The sequence below is a fragment of the Polaromonas sp. P1_E1_2 genome (assembly GCF_056406035.1).
The window spans coordinates 1-16,487 of sequence record NZ_JBFUAZ010000026.1; the positions used below are offsets into that span (position 1 = coordinate 1).

Consider the following 16,487-nt stretch of genomic DNA (forward strand, 5'->3'; position numbering starts at 1 on the left):
GGCTTGCCGCCTGCCATCACGCCAGCTTGAAAGGCAGCTCGCGCGGCGCCGGTTTACCGGTGAGCTTCGCAATGGCATTGGCGAATGCCGGTGCCAGTGGCGGCAAGCCGGGCTCGCCCAGGCCCGTGGGCGCATCGGCGCTGGGCACGATGAAGACGGCAACCGTCGGCATGTCGGTGATGCGCGGCACCGGGAAGTCACCGAAGTTGCTTTGCTCGACCACACCGTCCTTGAGCGTGATGGCTGCACCCGGCAGGCACATCGACAAACCCATCAGCGCGGCACCCTGCACCTGCGCTTCAACGCTGGTCGGGTTGATGGCGAGGTTGCAATGCACGCCTGCGGTAATGCCGTGCAGCACCGGTACGTTGTCCTTGACGGATGCCTCAACCACATAAGCCACCACGGTGTTGAACGACTCATGCACCGCCACGCCCCAGGCGCGCCCGGCGGGCAAAGTGCGTTTGCCATAACCGGATTTGTCGACCGCCAGCTGCAGCGCGGCCGCATGGCGCGGGTGCTTGCCGCCAAACTGCTTCATGCGCCAGGCCACAGGGTCTTGCCCGCTGCTGCGCGCGACTTCGTCAATCAATGTTTCCATGACGTACGCCGTGTGGGTAGAGCCCACGCTGCGCCACCAGAGCACCGGCACATTGAGCTTGGGGTGATGTACGGACAACCGCATCGGGATGTCATAAGGCTCTTTCATGCCCTCAACCATGGTGCCATCCACGCCGTCCTTGACCATAAAGGCTTCAAACGGCGTCCCGCCGACGATGGACTGGCCGACGATGACGTGGTCCCAACCCAGGATATCGCCCTTGTCGTTAAAACCGATCTCGGCGCGATGCACATGCATGGGACGGTAGTAGCCACCCTTGATGTCGTCCTCGCGGCTCCACAGCGTACGCACTGCAGCCGTCAATCCTGCGCCGCGCGCCGCCTTCGCCACATTGCAAGCCTCCACCACGTAATCACTGGTGGCAATCGCGCGCCGGCCAAAACCGCCACCCGCCATCTGCACGTTCATCTTGATGTTTTGCGGCGCCACGCCCAGAGCCTTGGAAGCGGCCATCGTGTCCAGGCCCGGCATCTGCGTGCCCAGCCAGAGTTCGGCTTTGGCCTGAGCGCCCTGCCCGCTCAGCTGCACCGTGCAATTGAGCGGCTCCATGGGCGCATGGGCCAGATAGGGGAAGACAAACTCGGCGCTGATCTTTTTGGGCGCCGACGCCAGCTTGCTGATGTCGTCCTTGTATTTGAGCGCACCGGTTTTCTGCGCCAGCGCGCGATAGCTGGCCAGTTGCTGCACGCTGTCGACCTTCTCGACGCCACTGGTGTCCCACTCGACCTTGAGCGCATCACGGCCCTGCTTGGCGGCCCAGTAGCCCTCGGCCACCACGGCCACACCCTCGCCGCCGCGGTCCAGCGGCACGCGCAGCACGGCCTTCACGCCGGGAACGGCTTTGGCCGCGGTGTCATCCAGTGACTTGAGCTTGCCGGCAAACACCGGCGGGTGCGCCACCACTGCCGTCAGCATGCCGGGCAGGCGCACGTCGATGCCGTAGCTTTGCCCGCCGGTGGATTTGGCCCGCGCGTCGAGCCGGCCCGTGGGCTTGCCGATGATGCGGAACTGTTTCGGGTCCTTGAGCGTGACGGCCTCCGGCACCGGCAGCTTCATGGCCGCTTCGGCCAGCTCGCCGTACGTCAGGCGCTTGCCGCCGGGGCCAATCACCACGCCTTGCTGGGTGCGCAGGCTGCTTGCATCAACGCCCCATTGCTGCGCGGCGGCCGAGACCAGCATGGCGCGGGTGCGCGCGCCGAGCTCGCGGTACTGCGTGTAGGAGTTTTTGATCGAGCCCGAGCCGCCCGTGAGGTGCATGCCGAAAGCCGGATCCACATAAGCCGGGTCAGCGTTGCCATGCTGGCTCTTCACAAGGCTCCAGTCCGCGTCGAGTTCTTCGGCGAGGATCATGGGCAGGCCGGTTTGCACGCCCTGCCCGAAATCGAGCCGGTTGATCGTGACTGTCACCGTGCCGTCCTTGTCAATGCGCACAAAGGCCGAGGGCTGYTGGGTCGGCTTGAGGCTGGACGCAGCCGGTGCACCCGCTGTGGCCATGGTTTGCGCTTGCGTCAGCATCGGAAAAGCGCCGAGTGCAAAGCCACCGGCGGTTGCAACCTTGAGGAAACTGCGGCGAGGCAGTTCAGCATCTGCTATGGTTTTGGTAGCTGCTTGCGCTTTATGCATCAGGGCTTGAAGGCCYTTTGGCAGTTGAGCGGCGATGTCGAAGGTGTCTGWGGCGTTGGAATACATGGTGTTCTCCTTCTTTAAACCAGTTAAGCCAGTGCCTGGGCGGCGTCTTTGATGGCAGCGCGAAYGCGCACATAGGTGCCGCAGCGGCAGATATTGCCGGCCATGGCGCCGTCGATGTCGGCATCGCTCGGTTTGGCGTTGGACTTGAGCAAGGCGGTGGCGCTCATCACCTGGCCGCTTTGGCAATAGCCGCACTGCGCCACGTCATGTTTGACCCAGGCGTCCTGCACGGCTTTGCCGACGCGGTCGGTGGCCACGGCTTCGATGGTGGTGATCTTCTGGCCGGCAGCGGCAGAAATCGGCGTGATGCACGAGCGTATGGCCGCGCCGTTGAGATGCACGGTACACGCGCCGCACAGCGCCGCGCCGCAGCCGAACTTCGTGCCTGTCATGCCCAGCGTGTCACGCAAGGCCCAGAGGATGGGGGTGGATTGGTCGGCGTTGACGGATACGTCCTTGCCGTTGATGTTGAGGGTGGGCATCGTGGAACTCCTTGCGGTTTTTGTTAGGGGGAAATCAAAAGGGAGAAAARGGGAGCGCTACTTGTCGAATTTATATTCGCTTAAATCAGGGTTTTATCCGTAAAAACTTGGGCATGCAGAAATGAGGGGTATTGCCTTTCAGAGGCGTTTCAAAGATTCAGGCCTTGATGGCGTCCCAGCACAGCGTAAAAGCCGCCTGATGCACCGCCTCGTCATCGGGCAGCACCTGGGTGCGTATCAGGTTGGCGGTTTCCCGCACCGAGCCCACCAGGGTAGCCGTTAACAACGGCAAGGGCACAGGCTTGAAAATCTCCTGCTTCTGGCCCTCCTCGATCAATGCAAAGAAGCTCGCCGCCAGCCGGGTCGACAACTCGCGGTTTCCCTGCGTGAACCAGGGAGAGTTGTAGTACTGCTCCTGGAACACGACCTCGGCATAACGCTCCAGCCGGTGCCGCAGCAGGTTGCCCCAGAGGCGGCGCACACGGCTGCGCAGGGGGGTCCCGGGTACGACACCATCCATCAGGCGCAGCATGGTCGCGGTTTTGGCTTCTTCATAGAGCTGGCTGATCAGCTCGTCCTTGGACGGGTAATAGACGTACAGCGTGCTGGTGGCGATGCCGGYCGTGCGGGCAATGTCGGCCATGGTCAGGCCGCTCAGACCGGTCTGGGCCACCAGGTTGAAGGTGGCCTCGGCAATAGCGCGCTGCTTTTCATCGTCTTTGGGCTTCATGGAAGGGTGTGAATATAAACGAATATTAATTCGGTATCAAGCCCGCCCTCTACCGAGGTCTACCGCAGGCAAGGACATGGCCTCTGCGGGCACAATCAGAGCCATGAGCCAGCCCACCCTCTCCATTGCCGACCTGCGCAAAAGCTATGAACGCGCCGAACTCAACGAAGACGCATCAGCCGCAGACCCACTCCAGCAATTCGACCAGTGGCTGAAAGAAGCCATCGCCGCCGAAGTGCCCGAACCCAACGCCATGACGCTGGCCACCGTGGCCAGCAACCTGCGCCCCTCCACCCGCATCGTACTGATCAAGGGCTATGACGAGCACGGCATCACCTGGTTTACCAACTACGACAGCCGCAAGGGACAAGAACTGGCGGGCAACCCCTATGCGGCGTTGCAATTTCACTGGATAGAGCTCGAGCGCGTGGTGCGCATTGAAGGCGTGGTCGAAAAAGTCTCTGCTGAAGAAAGCGACGCTTACTTCAGCACCCGCCCGCTGGATTCGCGCATAGGCGCCTGGGCCAGCCCGCAAAGTGAGGTGATTTCAGGGCGCAGCGTGCTGGTGACCAATGCAGCCAAATACGGTGCGAAATTTTTGCTGCAGCCGCCCCGCCCGCCGCACTGGGGCGGCTACCGCCTCAAGCCCGACAACTGGCAGTTCTGGCAAGGACGGAAAAGCCGGCTGCATGACCGGCTGCGGTATACGCTGCAGGGTGATGCGGGGTGGTTGCGTGAGCGGCTGGCGCCCTAGAGACCGTCAGTCATCCATCGTCTTCCATGGAGAAAAAATGAAACGTGACGAAATTGCCCCGTCGGCACCGACCACCGAAGACCGCCTCCACATCTTGTTAGGAAGACTAGTTCACGCCTTCGGACGCTTCGACTTCAACATCGGTCTCCAGCTCAAATGGATGGGACCATATTGCGGGGAAAAAGTAGAACATCTGCTAAACGCTCGCATGCCATTTGCCATACGACTGGACGCACTCGAACCGCTAGTGATGAAACTTTACTGCCACGAGGATGAAGACGCAATGCGCGACTTTTCTCGATGGTTCGAACACGCGAGAACTGTGAAGGCCCTTCGTAACGATTTCGTCCATGGGCGTTGGGCTGTTTACCCAAGTAGATCTGCTATTGAACCGAAGATCGAATTCATCGCCCTTAACTGGGAGATGGAGCAAGCCAAACAGATTCCCCCTATGTCAATTAAGCTAGAGGAATTAGGGGAGGCTGTCAGAACCTTGGAGTTCCTTTTCAATGACTACTGGAAGTTGACGGAGCACTATGAGAGCAATTGCCGACCGCCCACTTGCTTAGCGCGCCGAGGGCACAACTTGCCATCGTGACCGTTCTAACTACCGTAGACATTATTTGGTCTACCTAAGCCATTGATACAAATGGCACTTACGCTCTACACCGGTTGCGTACCCCGCAGCTCAATGGGCTGATGCGCCACCGCCGCCAACTGCTCCGCACTGACCAAACCCGGCGCAATCTCCGCCAGTGGCACCAGCACAAAAGCCCGCTGCATCATGCGCGGGTGCGGCACCGTGAGATGTTCTGATTCGATGCGTGCGCTGCCGTAGAGCAACAAGTCCAGGTCCAGCGTTCGCGGTGCGTTGCGGTACGGCCTTTCGCGGCCTGCCTGCTGTTCGATCTGTTGCAGGTGATCCAACAAGGCGGGAGCGGTCAACCCGGTTTCGAGTTCGACGACGGCGTTGAGGTAGTCGTTACCAGGGGCCGCAGATTCCTCGCCCGCGTCGGTATCCAGCGGCGCTGTTTTATAGAGACTGGAAGATTGGCGGACCTGCGTGAGCGGCAACCGGCCTATCGCCTGAACGGCTTGCCGCAGTGCCGCCGCAGCATCGCCGAGGTTGGCGCCCAGGGCAACGTAGGCGCTGACCACCTGAGCCTCAGGAATTTGACGCGTTATCCGATGAAGGCGAAGAAGCCTCGCCGCCCGCGCCTTCGGCACTGCCTGCCCCATCTGCACCACCGCGATTGGCCGGCTTGCGGCGGCGGCGGCGTTTTTTGGCSGGTGCGRCRTCGCCCKGCTSGCCAGACGCATCCGCCGCATCGGGCACGGTGCGTTCGGCATGGCTTGTCTGGCCCAAACCAGGCTCGGCATCAACACGTTTGACGCGAACCCGAGGCGCCTGCGGCTTGTTCTGCTGCGCCTGACGCGCCTCTTCAATCATGGCGTGGCGTTCGTCGTCGTAGGCGGTGCTGAATTTCTCCCACCACTCGGCGAGCTCCATTTCGATCTCGCCGGTCTGCGCGCGCAGGCGCAGGAAATCAAAGCCGGCGCGAAAGCGGGGCTGGTCCAGCAGCGAATACGGTGCGCTGCCCGTGCGTTTTTCAAAGCGGGGCTGCATGGTCCAGATCTCGCGCATGTCGGTGCCCAGCTTGCCGCGGCCCGAGACATCGCCGATCTTGGCGTTGAAGGCATCGTCAATCGCATCCTGCAGCGCGGGCATGAGGGGCTCGCCGCGCTTTTTGCGCCGCTCCCAGCCCTCGCGTACATCAAACCACAGTACACACGACAGCAAGAAGCTGGGCGCCACGGGCTTGCCTTCGCCGACGCGTCGGTCGGTGTCTTGCAGGGCCAGCTTCAGGAAGGGCTCGTCGGCGTTTTCCACCACCACATCAAGCAGCGGATAAATGCCGGTGCCCAGGCCCAAGAACTTGAGCTGCGCGATGCTGGCCAGCGAATGGCCGGTCTGCAGCAGCTTGAGCATTTCGTCAAAAAGACGCGACTGCGGCACGTCGGCCAGTAAGCCCTTCATCTCGCGTAGCGGGGCAACGGTCTTGTCTTCAAACTTGAAGCCCAGCGCGCTGAGCTTGGCGGCAAAACGCACGGCGCGGATGATGCGAACCGGATCTTCGCGGTAACGCACGGCCGGGTTGCYGATCATGCGGATGATCTTTTTCTTCGCGTCCCTGATGCCGTTGTGATAGTCGACCACGACCTGTGTTTCGGGGTCGTAGTACATCGCGTTGATGGTGAAGTCGCGGCGGGCGGCGTCTTGCTCGATCGGGCCCCAGACGTTGTCGCGCAGCACCCGGCCGGAGGCATCGACCGCATGCTTCATGCCGGCGAGTTCGCTCTTGCTGGTGCGCTCGTTGCCACCGACCTGCTCGGCCAGGCTGCTGTCGAGATGCGCGCGGAAGGTCGAGACCTCGATCACTTCGTGCTCACGCCCGCGGCCATAAATAACGTGCACAATGCGAAAGCGCCGGCCGATGATGAAGGCACGGCGAAACAGCGACTTGACCTGCTCGGGCGTGGCGTCGGTAGCAACGTCGAAATCCTTGGGGCGCAGGCCGACCAGCAGGTCGCGCACCGCGCCGCCCACGATATAGGCCTCGTAACCGGCGTCTTTGAGGGTGCGCACCACGTCCATGGCGCGGTCGTCCACCAGGGAGACATCTATGCCGTGTTCCTTGACGGTGACATCCTGGCGCTGGCCGAAAGGTGATTTTTTGACCCGCTTGGCGCCGGGATCCGTGCTGTCTGATTTGCCAAACAGCTTGTCGATAAATTTTTTGATCATGGAAAACTAGTGAAACAGGTCAAGTATGCGCCATCCGCGCTCTGTCGCCAGCGCCCGCAGGCGCTCGTCCGGGTTGGTCGCGACGGGGTGGGTGGCCTTCTCCAGCAGAGCAATATCGTTCATGGAGTCGGTGTAGAACGTGGTTTCCACGTCGCTCCAGCCCAGGTTCCGGGCCGCCAGCCATTGTTCCACGCGGGTGACCTTGCCCTCGCGGGCCGAGGGCACGCCCTTAATCTCGCCGGTCAGCCAGCCCTGGGCGTCGCGCTCCAGCTCGACGGCGATCAGCTCTTTCACGCCGAAAGCGTCGGCAATGGGGCGCGTCACGAACTCGTTGGTGGCGGTGACGATGACCAATTCATCGCCCGCGGCGCGGTGGCTACCTACCAGCTCCAAGGCCTGTTTTGTAATGGCTTTTTGCACCACGTCCCGCATGAAATGTGCGTGACCAGCTCCTGAATTGATAGCGCCCTGCTTGCGGATGGCTTCCGTGGCAAAGCGCACGTATTCGTGGATGTCGAGCGTGCCGGCGCGGTAGTGCTCAAAAAACTCGTTGTTGCGGCGCTTGAACTCGGTGCTGTCGCACCAGCCCAGCGCGATGGTGAATTCTCCCCATTCGTAGTCGGAATCGATGGGGATCAGCGTGTGATCGAGGTCAAAAAGAGCAATCTTGCGGGGAACAGTCATTTGGCAGTCGCAGTCACGGCAGTCACTTATTCACTCTCCAGCATCGACTTGATCAGGGGGATGGTGATGGCGCGTTTCGTTTGCAAGGCATAGGCATCCAGTTGGTCCAGCAGTTGCATCAGGCTGCCCAGGTCACGCGAAAAGCGGGTCAGCATGAAGTCCATCGCCTCGTCGCTCAAAAACACGCCACGCGCATCGGCCTCGCGCCGCAACACGGCGCGCCGCTCGGTTTCGGTCAAGGCCTGCAGGGCAAACACATGGCCCCAGCCGAGGCGGGTACGCAGGTCTTCGCGCAGCGCCAGGTCGGCCGGCGGCATCTGGCCGGCGGCCAGCACCCAGCGCGGGCGGCCGTCCGGTGCGCTGAGCGCGTTCACAAACCAGTTGAAGGCGGCCTGCTGCTGCACCGCGGTGTAGAGATGGCAGTCGTCCAGGATGACGGCCGCCCAGGATTCGTTGAACTCGGGCGGCTCCAGCATGGAGGCGTCCATCCAGCCGCTGGCCGCGCCCTGCTCGCGCAGCGTTTCGCGCACGGCCTTGAGCAAATGGGTTTTGCCGCTGGCGGCTTCACCCCAGAGGTAGGTGGGCACCGGTGAGCGCAGCGTGTTGCCGGCCCACAGCTCCAGATGTTTGAGCGCGGCTTCGTTCGGCCCGCCAAAAAAATTGGCGAACGACGGGGCGGAAGCCAGCCCGATGTCCAGCGCAATCTGTTTCATGCCCGCCATGCGTTCATCCTGACCCTGTTCAGCCTTAGCCGGCCTTGTTGTAAAGCCGGCTGGCCATATAGCTGGCTTTAATGCGGCGTATGCCCACCAGCAGCACCGCACTGGCCGGCAGCGCCACCAGCACACCGACAAAGCCGAACATCTGGCCGAAAGCCAGCAAGGCAAAGATCACCGCCAGCGGGTGCAGGCCAATGCGCTCGCCCACCAGGCGCGGCGTGAGGTACAGGCTTTCCACCAGTTGCCCAATGCCGTAGACCACGGCAACCATGACGATCGCCTTGAGCGAAGCGAACTCCAGCAGGCCGGCCAGCACCGCCAGCATCAGGCCCAGGCCAAAGCCCAGGTAAGGAATGAACATCGCCAGGCCCGTGAAAACGCCGATGGGCAGGGCCAGATCCAGACCGAACAGCGCCAGCCCCACCGCATAAAACACCGCCATGATCAGCATGACCAGCAATTGGCCGCGCAGGTACTGGCCCAGCACCGAGTCGGCTTCGTCAGTGAAGCTGTCAAAACCCGCACGCAGGTGCGGCGGCACCAGTTCAAGCACACGGGCAACAAATTTGTCCCAGTCCATCAGGAGGTAAAACAGCGCCACGGGAATCAGCACCGCATTGCCGATGATGGCCAGCGCCACGCTGCCGCCCAGCTTGAGTGACGACATCAGCGAGCCGAACAGGTCTTCAAAATTGGCATTGAGGTACTTGAGTACAAAGGCCTTGATGCTGCCCACGTCCAGCGCGACATGGATGCCGAACTGCGCCAGCCACGGCGCCAGGCTGGTGTTGAGCCTGTCGGCCAGCAACGGCACCTGCTCGCGCAGCACGGGCAGCTCCTTGGCCATGATGGGCACGATCAGCAAAAAGAGGCCGAACAGCGCCACGATGAAGAGGAACTCCACCAGCACCACCGCCACCACGCGCGGCAGGCGGCCCTTGCCCATGTCGTCCAGCCGGTTCACGAGCGGCGTCAACGCATAGGCCAGCACGGCTGCAATGACAAAGGGCGCCAGCACCGGCCCCAGCAGCCACAGCGCCAGGATGACCAGCGCGGCGATGGCGCACCAGGCGGTGGCGCGTTTTTGGGTGGTGGTGAATTGCATACAGCCTTGGGTTGAGCTTGCCGGAAGGAACCCTGGAAAAAGTCCCTGGAAAGGCCCGAAAGGTGCCTGATGGGCAGCCTTTAGAATCTCAGGCTGAATTCTATCGGGCTTGCAGGCCGCTTCCGGGCTGCAAATCCGCCTTCTGACCGCCTGCCCTCCCACTGCATCAAAGCCGACACATGACCACCTCCTCCACTTCCCCCCTGAGCTACAAAGACGCAGGCGTCGACATCGACGCAGGTGACGCGCTGGTCGAACGCATCAAGCCGCTGGCAAAAAAAACCATGCGGGAAGGCGTTTTGGCGGGTATTGGCGGTTTTGGCGCCCTGTTTGAGGTGCCCAAGCGCTACAAGGAGCCCGTGCTGGTCAGTGGCACCGACGGCGTGGGCACCAAGCTCAAGCTGGCCTTTGAATGGCAGATGCACGACACCGTGGGCATMGACCTGGTGGCCATGAGTGTCAAYGACGTGCTGGTRCAAGGCGCCGAGCCGCTGTTCTTYCTGGACTACTTCGCCTGCGGCAAGCTGGATGTGGACACGGCTGCGGCTGTGGTCGGCGGCATTGCCAAAGGCTGTGAATTAAGCGGCTGCGCGCTGATCGGCGGCGAGACCGCCGAGATGCCCGGCATGTACCCCGCGGGCGAATACGACCTGGCCGGCTTTGCCGTGGGTGCGGTCGAAAAGTCCAAAATTTTGACCGGCAAGGACGTGAAGCCCGGCGATGTGGTGCTGGGCCTGGCCAGCAGCGGCGTGCATTCCAACGGTTTCAGCCTGGTGCGCAAGTGCATTGAACGCGCCGGCGCTGCGGCTCCGGCGAAGCTTGACGGCAAGCCTTTCAAGCAGGCCCTGATGGAGCCTACCCGCCTGTACGTCAAGAACGTGCTGGCCGCGCTGGCTGCCCACCCGATCAAGGCGCTGGCCCACATCACCGGCGGCGGCTTGCTGGAAAACATTCCGCGCGTGCTGCCCGAAGGTACGGCCGCCCACCTCAAAAAGGGCAGCTGGCCGCAAACCGAGCTGTTCGCCTGGCTGCAAAAAACCGCCGGTATCGACGACTTCGAGATGAACCGCACCTTCAACAACGGCATCGGCATGGTCGTCGTGGTGGACGCCGCCAATGCGCAAGCCACAGCCAAAACCCTGCGTGACGCCGGCGAGCAGGTGTATGAAATCGGTGTGATCGCACCCAAGGGCGACGGCGCCGCCGTCACGGTCGGCTAAGCCTGCCGCAACCGCCCTCTCGCGCCCCGCGACCTGGGGCTGTCCGCTCCCTCGGCCGGGCCGTTTTGCTACAAAAACACTAGCTGCGTGCGCCCGTGGCGCTTGGGGTCACTGGACTTTTTGTTATTTATGTATCAAACTGTTCCATCGATCCGTCTTTGGAGCAGTCATGCCGGTTATCGCAGTCGTCAACCGCAAGGGAGGCAGTGGCAAGAGCACGCTGGCCGCGCACATCGCCGCCTGGTGCGCTCGCAATGGCAGCTCGGTCATGCTGGGCGACGTAGACCGCCAGCAGTCGGCGCGAAGCTGGCTCAAGCGCCGGGACCCCGCGCTGCCCGCCATCGCGCCCTGGGCCGTCGATCAGAAAAACATGCTGCGTGTGCCCACCGGCATCACGCACGTGGTGCTTGACACGCCGGGCGGCATGCACGGCTTTGAGCTGGCGCGCGTGGTGATGTTTGCCGATGTCATCGTCATGCCGGTATGCAATTCAATGTTTGACCGCGAATCGGCCGCGCAGTGCCACGCCGAGCTGATGGCGTTGCCGCGCGTGGCCAGCGGCCGCTGCCGGCTCGCCACGGTGGGCATGCGCATCGACGGGCGCACCAGCGCCGCAAAAACGCTGCAGGCGTGGTCTGAGAGCCTTGGCATGCCTTTCCTGGGCGCCCTGCGCGAAACCCRGCTGTATGTACGCAGCCTGGAGCGCGGCATGACGATATTTGACCTGCCGGCCAGCGCCGCAACGCAAGACCTGCAGCAGTGGCAACCGATCCTGGAGTGGCTGCGTCCCACGTTGTATCCGCCGCAAGCCGCCAACGACGCGCCCGAAAGGGGGCACGCGACAGTGCCGGCCAAAGCCCCGGTCCGGATGATCGCGCCCCTGCCTTCGACCGCCGCAACGCTGGGTGCCCGGCTGCTCAACCCACCGCCCGCAGCCAAAGCCGCGTCCACGCGYCTGGGCAGCTCGCTTCCCAACAGCCTCATGCCCGCACAGGAATCCCTGGTGCATGGCGCGCGCATGTCCGCACWAAGCACCGCACGCGCGGTCGGCCGGCCTGTGCAGGTCAGCACGGCGCCGGCCATGTCGCGCAATGTGGACTCTCCTGACGGCATGCAGATTCCGCATTTCCTCAAGCGCGGCACCTGACTCGCCCTTCCTCCCGGCGTCCGGCGCACCGCGTCAGGAGGCCGCCAGCTCCTTGCGCACTTCTTGCGCGGCCCGCACCATGTTGCCGAGCGCCGCTTCGGTTTCCGGCCAGCCCCGCGTTTTCAGCCCGCAGTCGGGATTGATCCAGAGGTTTTCCGCCGGGATCACGCTGGCGGCCTTTCGCAGCAAGCGCACCATGGCGTCCACGGTCGGAACGCGCGGTGAATGGATGTCATACACGCCCRGCCCGATTTCATTGGGATACCTGAAGGCGCCAAAGCCGCGCAGCAGTTCCATGTCGGAACGGCTGGTCTCGATGGTGATCACGTCGGCGTCCATTGCGGCGATTTCCGGCAGGATGTCGTTGAATTCGGCGTAGCACATGTGGGTGTGGATTTGCGTCTCGTCGCGCACACCCGAGGCACTGATGCGAAAAGCCCGCGTGGCGGCGCGCAGGTACGCGGCCCAGCTCGCACGGCGCAGCGGCAATCCTTCACGAATGGCCGGCTCGTCAATCTGGACGATGCCGATGCCGGCCCTCTCAAGGTCCACCACCTCGTCGCGCATGGCCCAGGCGATCTGCTCGCAGGTCAGGCTGCGCGGCTGGTCGTCGCGCACAAAGGACCATTGCAGGATGGTGACGGGGCCGGTCAGCATGCCTTTCATCGGCAGCTTCGTCAGGCTCTGCGCATGGGCCGTCCATTCGACCGTCATGGGTACAGGTCTCGCCACATCGCCGAAGATCACCGGCGGCTTGACGCAGCGCGAGCCGTAGGACTGCACCCAGCCGTTGGCCGTGAAGGCAAAGCCGTCAAGCTGCTCGCCGAAGTACTCGACCATGTCGTTGCGCTCGGCTTCTCCATGCACCAGGACGTCAAGGCCCAGTGCCTCCTGCTTGCGTACCGCCAGCGCAATCTCGGCTTCCATCTTTTCACGGTAGCCCGCCGCGCCGAGTTCGCCGCGTTTGAACGCTGCGCGCGCAGCGCGGATCTCCGGCGTCTGCGGGAAGGAACCGATGGTGGTGGTGGGCAGCGGCGGCAGCGCAAGGCGGGCGCGCTGCATTGCCTGGCGCACCGGAAAAGGTGAGCTGCGGCTATCGTCGCCTGCAACGCTGCGTGCAAGACGCAATGCCACGTCGGCCCGGTGCACACGGGGGCTGCGCCGGCGCGCCGCAACAGCCGCGCGGGCTGAAGCGAGCTCCCTGGCAACCGGAGACTCTTCTCCCGTGAACGCCGCGCGCAACATGCGCAGTTCGCCCAGTTTTTCCACCGCGAATGCTAACCAAGAGCGCAATTCCGCATCCAGCGCGCTCTCGGCTGCAAGGCTGAAAGGCACGTGCAGCAGCGAGCAGGAGGGTGCGATCCAGAGTTCGCCCTGGTGCCTGGCTGTCACCGCGCGCAGCTTCGCCAGCGCCATGTCGGGGTCTGTGCGCCAGATGTTGCGGCCGTCCACAATACCCACCGACAGCACCTTGTGCGCAGGCAGCCAGTCGGCCACCCCCACCAGTTCCTCGGGTGCACGCACCGCATCGACATGCAAGCCCGCCACCGGCAACTGGCAGGCCAGCCTCAGGTTGTCGGCCAGCGGCGAAAAGTAGGTGGCCAGCAGCAGCTGGGGTGCGTTGCGGGCCAGCTGCGAATAGCTGCGCTCAAAGGCGTAGCGCCACCGCTCGGGCAAATCCAGGCCCAGGATGGGCTCGTCCATCTGCACCCACTCCACACCTTGCGCCTTCAGCCGCCGGAGAATCTTCGCATACACCGGCAATAGTTTGTCGAGCAGGCTGAAGCGGTCAAAGCCGGGCTCATCGCCGCCTGTCTTTTCCTTGCCAAGCCACAGAAAACTCAGTGGCCCGAGCAGCACCGCCTTGACCCGGTGGCCAGCGCCCTGGGCCTGCGTCACTTCATCGAACAGGCGCTCCGAAGCAAGGCTGAATTGCGTGGCCGCATTGAACTCAGGCACCAGGTAGTGGTAATTGGTGTCAAACCATTTGGTCATTTCCAGCGCGAAGCTGCCGCCGCCCGCCTTGCCATCCGCGCACGCACAGTCGGCACTGTGTGCAGGGTCGCTGTGTGCATTCACGCCGCGCGCCATGGCGAAGTAGCGGCTGAGCGAAGGCTCCCGGCCGGTGAAGCCAAAGCGCGCCGGCTCGCAACCCAGCATCTGGATGTGATTGGCCACGTGGTCGTAAAAAGCGAAGTCGCCTACCGTGGCAAAGTCCAGCCCGGCTTCTTTCTGCACGGCCCAGTGCCGCTCGCGCAGGCCGGCTCCGGTGGCTTCCAGTGCAGCCAGGTCAATCTCGCCGCGCCAGTGTTTTTCGAGCGCGAATTTCAGTTCCCGGTTCGCGCCCATGCGCGGAAAACCCAGGGTATGTGTGTGGACCATCCAGTTATCTCCCAATGCAAATCAATCACAGAAGAACGCATGGTCGGCCAGATTCAACTATTATTCAAACGAAAGATATTGCCTTTCAATATGAAAATAATTGATTCACCGATTAATCTGCTGATCGATCTGCAGGGAATAACTGATGAGCCCGTCCATCCTTGAACTGCGCCACCTGCGCACGCTGATCGCCCTGCGCGACAGCGGCAGCCTGGTGCGCGCGGCGCAATTGCTCAACCTCACCCAGTCGGCGCTCTCGCATCAGGTCAAGCTGCTCGAAGAGCGCTACGCCACGCCGCTGTTCGAGCGCAAGTCCGTACCCCCTCAGTTCAGCACCACGGGCCTCAGGCTGCTGGCGCTGGCCGACGCGGTGCTGCCGCAAGTCGAGGAAGCCGAGCGCGATGTGGTGCGGCTGGCCACCGGGCGTTCAGGCCAGTTGCGCATCGCTGTGGAATGCCACACCTGTTTTGACTGGCTGATGCCGGCCATGGATTCGTTTCGCACGCGCTGGCCCGAGGTGGAACTGGACATCGTTTCGGGCTTTCACCCCGACCCGATTGCACTCGTGCTGCAGGACCGCGCCGACATCGCCATCGTCTCCGAAGAAGACGCCAGCGAAACCGTGGATTTCCACCCGCTGTTCCGCTTTGAAATCATGGCGTTGCTGGCGAATGAGCATGCGCTGACGGCCAAAACACATCTCACGGCCAGGGACTTCGCCAACGAGACCCTGATCACCTACCCGGTACCTGACGAAATGCTCGACGTGGTGCGCCAGGTGCTGGAGCCGGCCGGCGTCAAGCCTGCGCGCCGTACGACCGAGCTGACGATTGCCATGCTGCAGCTGGTGGCCAGTGGCCGCGGTATCGCCGCCCTGCCCAAATGGGCCGTGCAAAGTTACCTGGACAGAGGTTACGTGAGCGCAAGGCCGATCGGCAAAAAGGGCCTGACTGGGCGCCTCTATGTTGCTTGCACGCAAGCCATGTCAGGCCGGCCCTGGCTGGAAGACTTTGTGGCGATCACACGGGAAAGCTGCTTTCTCWCGCTCAGCGAGATCGAACTTCTTTGAGAGAAAGTGCCTGCAGCGCCCTGTAGACGGGCGCAAGCAGCTATTAAATCAATAGCAACAACCGGAGCAGGCAAACCGGGGACACAGCAGGGAAACTCAGTGGCGGCTTTGGCGCAGCTGGGTCAGCCGCTCGGCCATAGTGTCAATGTCGAGCGCATCTTCGGCGTTGGCAAGATAGATTTCCAGGTCGGCAATGGCCCGCTCGGGCTCGCCATGCGCGGCCCAGGCCAGGCCGCGGTCGCGGTATTCGGTCCATGCTTCCGGCTGCAGAACAATCAGGCGGTCCTGCACGGGGATGAGGCGCTGCCAGTCTTCCTGTGTCTTGTGGATTTCCTTGAGATTGCGCAACATGCGGCTGATGATTTCGCGCGGCGGCGCCGACTGCAGGTACAGCCCCATCGGCACCTCGAACTCTTCGTCGGCGCTGCTGCGTTGCCGGAAAGGCTCCAGCCGCTCGGACAACTCTTCGCGACTGAGCGACTGGCCGCTGAACGGATCAATCACAACCTGGCCTTTGGGCAGGTTGACCTTCACCATGAAATGCCCGGGAAAGGCCACGCCGCGCGCGTTGAGGCCCAGGCCCAGGGCCAGTTCAAGCCACAGCACCGCCAGCGTGATGGGAATGCCGCGGCGTGTGCGCAGCACGGCATTCAGGTAGCTGTTGTCGGGGTCGTAGTAATCATTAACGTTGCCGCCAAAGTTCAGGTCGTGAAAAAAGAACTGGTTCAGTGCCCGCAGGCGCTGCAGCGCGGGAGCATCGGCAGGCAGGCGGCGCTTGAGGCGGGCCAGCAGCTGGTCTACGTCGCCCAGCACCTGCTGTACATCAAGGTCGGGGTATTCGTCCTGCGCCAGGCTGACGGCGGCCTCCAGCAGGGGGAAATGCTCGTCGCTTTCCACAAGGCTGGAGAAATACTGCAATGGAGACGGTACGGTCAGATTTAATTGCATACCCTACTGTCTCATAAACCGGCGCAAAAAGGGAATCAAGGAATGCCCTTGAAGAGTCTGAAAAAGGCGACAGCTCAGTGTTTCAGGAGTTTTCGCACCTTCAGGCCCGACGCCCATAGCGCTATAAAAT

Annotated in this window: 15 protein-coding genes; 5 read left to right on the forward strand and 10 right to left on the reverse strand. The window is 62.7% G+C overall.

Annotation, left to right across the window (positions count from 1 at the left end; translation table 11 throughout):
• Positions 1–16: 16 nt before the first annotated feature.
• The 3 genes from AC1D1P_RS03035 to AC1D1P_RS03045 form a co-directional block, all read right to left on the reverse strand.
• Positions 17–2,311 carry a xanthine dehydrogenase family protein molybdopterin-binding subunit gene (locus tag AC1D1P_RS03035; protein WP_477672051.1) on the reverse strand — a complete coding sequence of 765 codons (2,295 nt, stop codon included), beginning with the start codon at positions 2,309–2,311 and terminating at the stop codon, positions 17–19.
• Between the two features lie 23 nt (positions 2,312–2,334).
• On the reverse strand, positions 2,335–2,793 hold the full coding sequence (locus AC1D1P_RS03040) for a (2Fe-2S)-binding protein (protein WP_477672052.1): 459 nt from the start codon (positions 2,791–2,793) through the stop codon (positions 2,335–2,337).
• 157 nt (positions 2,794–2,950) lie between these two features.
• Positions 2,951–3,523, reverse strand: coding sequence for a TetR/AcrR family transcriptional regulator (locus AC1D1P_RS03045; RefSeq protein WP_477672053.1), 573 nt, complete (start codon positions 3,521–3,523; stop codon positions 2,951–2,953).
• Positions 3,524–3,626: 103 nt separating this feature from the next.
• Between AC1D1P_RS03045 and pdxH the strand changes: the two genes are divergently transcribed.
• On the forward strand, positions 3,627–4,277 hold the full coding sequence (gene pdxH / locus AC1D1P_RS03050; RefSeq protein ID WP_477671394.1) for a pyridoxamine 5'-phosphate oxidase: 651 nt from the start codon (positions 3,627–3,629) through the stop codon (positions 4,275–4,277).
• Between the two features lie 37 nt (positions 4,278–4,314).
• The gene (locus AC1D1P_RS03055) at positions 4,315–4,875 is read left to right on the forward strand and encodes a hypothetical protein (protein WP_477671393.1); all 561 of its coding nucleotides are present in this window, start codon (positions 4,315–4,317) and stop codon (positions 4,873–4,875) included.
• 65 nt (positions 4,876–4,940) lie between these two features.
• Here the strand turns inward: AC1D1P_RS03055 and folK are convergent, their stop codons facing one another.
• From folK to AC1D1P_RS03080, 5 genes are read right to left on the reverse strand one after another with little or no spacing between them, the layout of a single operon-like run.
• Positions 4,941–5,435 (reverse strand): 2-amino-4-hydroxy-6-hydroxymethyldihydropteridine diphosphokinase, encoded by a 495-nt coding sequence (folK, locus tag AC1D1P_RS03060; RefSeq protein WP_477671392.1) that lies wholly within the window; start codon positions 5,433–5,435, stop codon positions 4,941–4,943.
• 7 nt (positions 5,436–5,442) lie between these two features.
• Positions 5,443–7,083, reverse strand: coding sequence for a polynucleotide adenylyltransferase PcnB (gene pcnB, locus AC1D1P_RS03065; RefSeq protein WP_477672054.1), 1,641 nt, complete (start codon positions 7,081–7,083; stop codon positions 5,443–5,445).
• A 6-nt stretch (positions 7,084–7,089) separates the two neighbouring features.
• A complete protein-coding gene (locus AC1D1P_RS03070; RefSeq protein WP_477671390.1) occupies positions 7,090–7,767 on the reverse strand; it encodes an HAD family hydrolase in 678 nt (225 codons plus the stop codon).
• 26 nt (positions 7,768–7,793) lie between these two features.
• A complete protein-coding gene (gene hda, locus AC1D1P_RS03075; RefSeq protein WP_477671616.1) occupies positions 7,794–8,480 on the reverse strand; it encodes a DnaA regulatory inactivator Hda in 687 nt (228 codons plus the stop codon).
• Between the two features lie 34 nt (positions 8,481–8,514).
• Complete coding sequence (locus tag AC1D1P_RS03080; protein ID WP_477671389.1) at positions 8,515–9,591, reverse strand: AI-2E family transporter; 1,077 nt, start codon at positions 9,589–9,591, stop codon at positions 8,515–8,517.
• 179 nt (positions 9,592–9,770) lie between these two features.
• Between AC1D1P_RS03080 and purM the strand changes: the two genes are divergently transcribed.
• Together purM and AC1D1P_RS03090 are read left to right on the forward strand one after the other, a co-directional pair.
• Positions 9,771–10,811, forward strand: a complete 1,041-nt coding sequence (purM, locus tag AC1D1P_RS03085; protein WP_477671388.1) for a phosphoribosylformylglycinamidine cyclo-ligase — start codon at positions 9,771–9,773, stop codon at positions 10,809–10,811.
• A 169-nt stretch (positions 10,812–10,980) separates the two neighbouring features.
• Entirely contained in the window at positions 10,981–11,958 is a 978-nt protein-coding gene (locus tag AC1D1P_RS03090) for a ParA family protein (protein WP_477672055.1), read from the forward strand.
• A gap of 33 nt (positions 11,959–11,991) precedes the next feature.
• Here the strand turns inward: AC1D1P_RS03090 and metE are convergent, their stop codons facing one another.
• On the reverse strand, positions 11,992–14,340 hold the full coding sequence (gene metE / locus AC1D1P_RS03095; protein ID WP_477672056.1) for a 5-methyltetrahydropteroyltriglutamate--homocysteine S-methyltransferase: 2,349 nt from the start codon (positions 14,338–14,340) through the stop codon (positions 11,992–11,994).
• A 145-nt stretch (positions 14,341–14,485) separates the two neighbouring features.
• Here metE and AC1D1P_RS03100 point away from each other — a divergent pair, with 145 nt between their 5' ends.
• The gene (locus tag AC1D1P_RS03100) at positions 14,486–15,409 is read left to right on the forward strand and encodes a LysR family transcriptional regulator (RefSeq protein ID WP_477672057.1); all 924 of its coding nucleotides are present in this window, start codon (positions 14,486–14,488) and stop codon (positions 15,407–15,409) included.
• A gap of 96 nt (positions 15,410–15,505) precedes the next feature.
• Here the strand turns inward: AC1D1P_RS03100 and AC1D1P_RS03105 are convergent, their stop codons facing one another.
• Positions 15,506–16,357, reverse strand: coding sequence for a SirB1 family protein (locus AC1D1P_RS03105; protein WP_457279301.1), 852 nt, complete (start codon positions 16,355–16,357; stop codon positions 15,506–15,508).
• Positions 16,358–16,487 lie beyond the last annotated feature (130 nt).

Coding starts and splice junctions, on each gene's coding strand:
- AC1D1P_RS03105 (WP_457279301.1), bottom strand. CDS start 16,357: ATGCAATTAAATCTGACCGTACCGTCTCCATTGCAGTATTTCTCCAGC.
- hda (WP_477671616.1), bottom strand. CDS start 8,480: ATGAAACAGATTGCGCTGGACATCGGGCTGGCTTCCGCCCCGTCGTTC.
- AC1D1P_RS03055 (WP_477671393.1), top strand. CDS start 4,315: ATGAAACGTGACGAAATTGCCCCGTCGGCACCGACCACCGAAGACCGC.
- AC1D1P_RS03070 (WP_477671390.1), bottom strand. CDS start 7,767: ATGACTGTTCCCCGCAAGATTGCTCTTTTTGACCTCGATCACACGCTG.
- AC1D1P_RS03080 (WP_477671389.1), bottom strand. CDS start 9,591: ATGCAATTCACCACCACCCAAAAACGCGCCACCGCCTGGTGCGCCATC.
- pdxH (WP_477671394.1), top strand. CDS start 3,627: ATGAGCCAGCCCACCCTCTCCATTGCCGACCTGCGCAAAAGCTATGAA.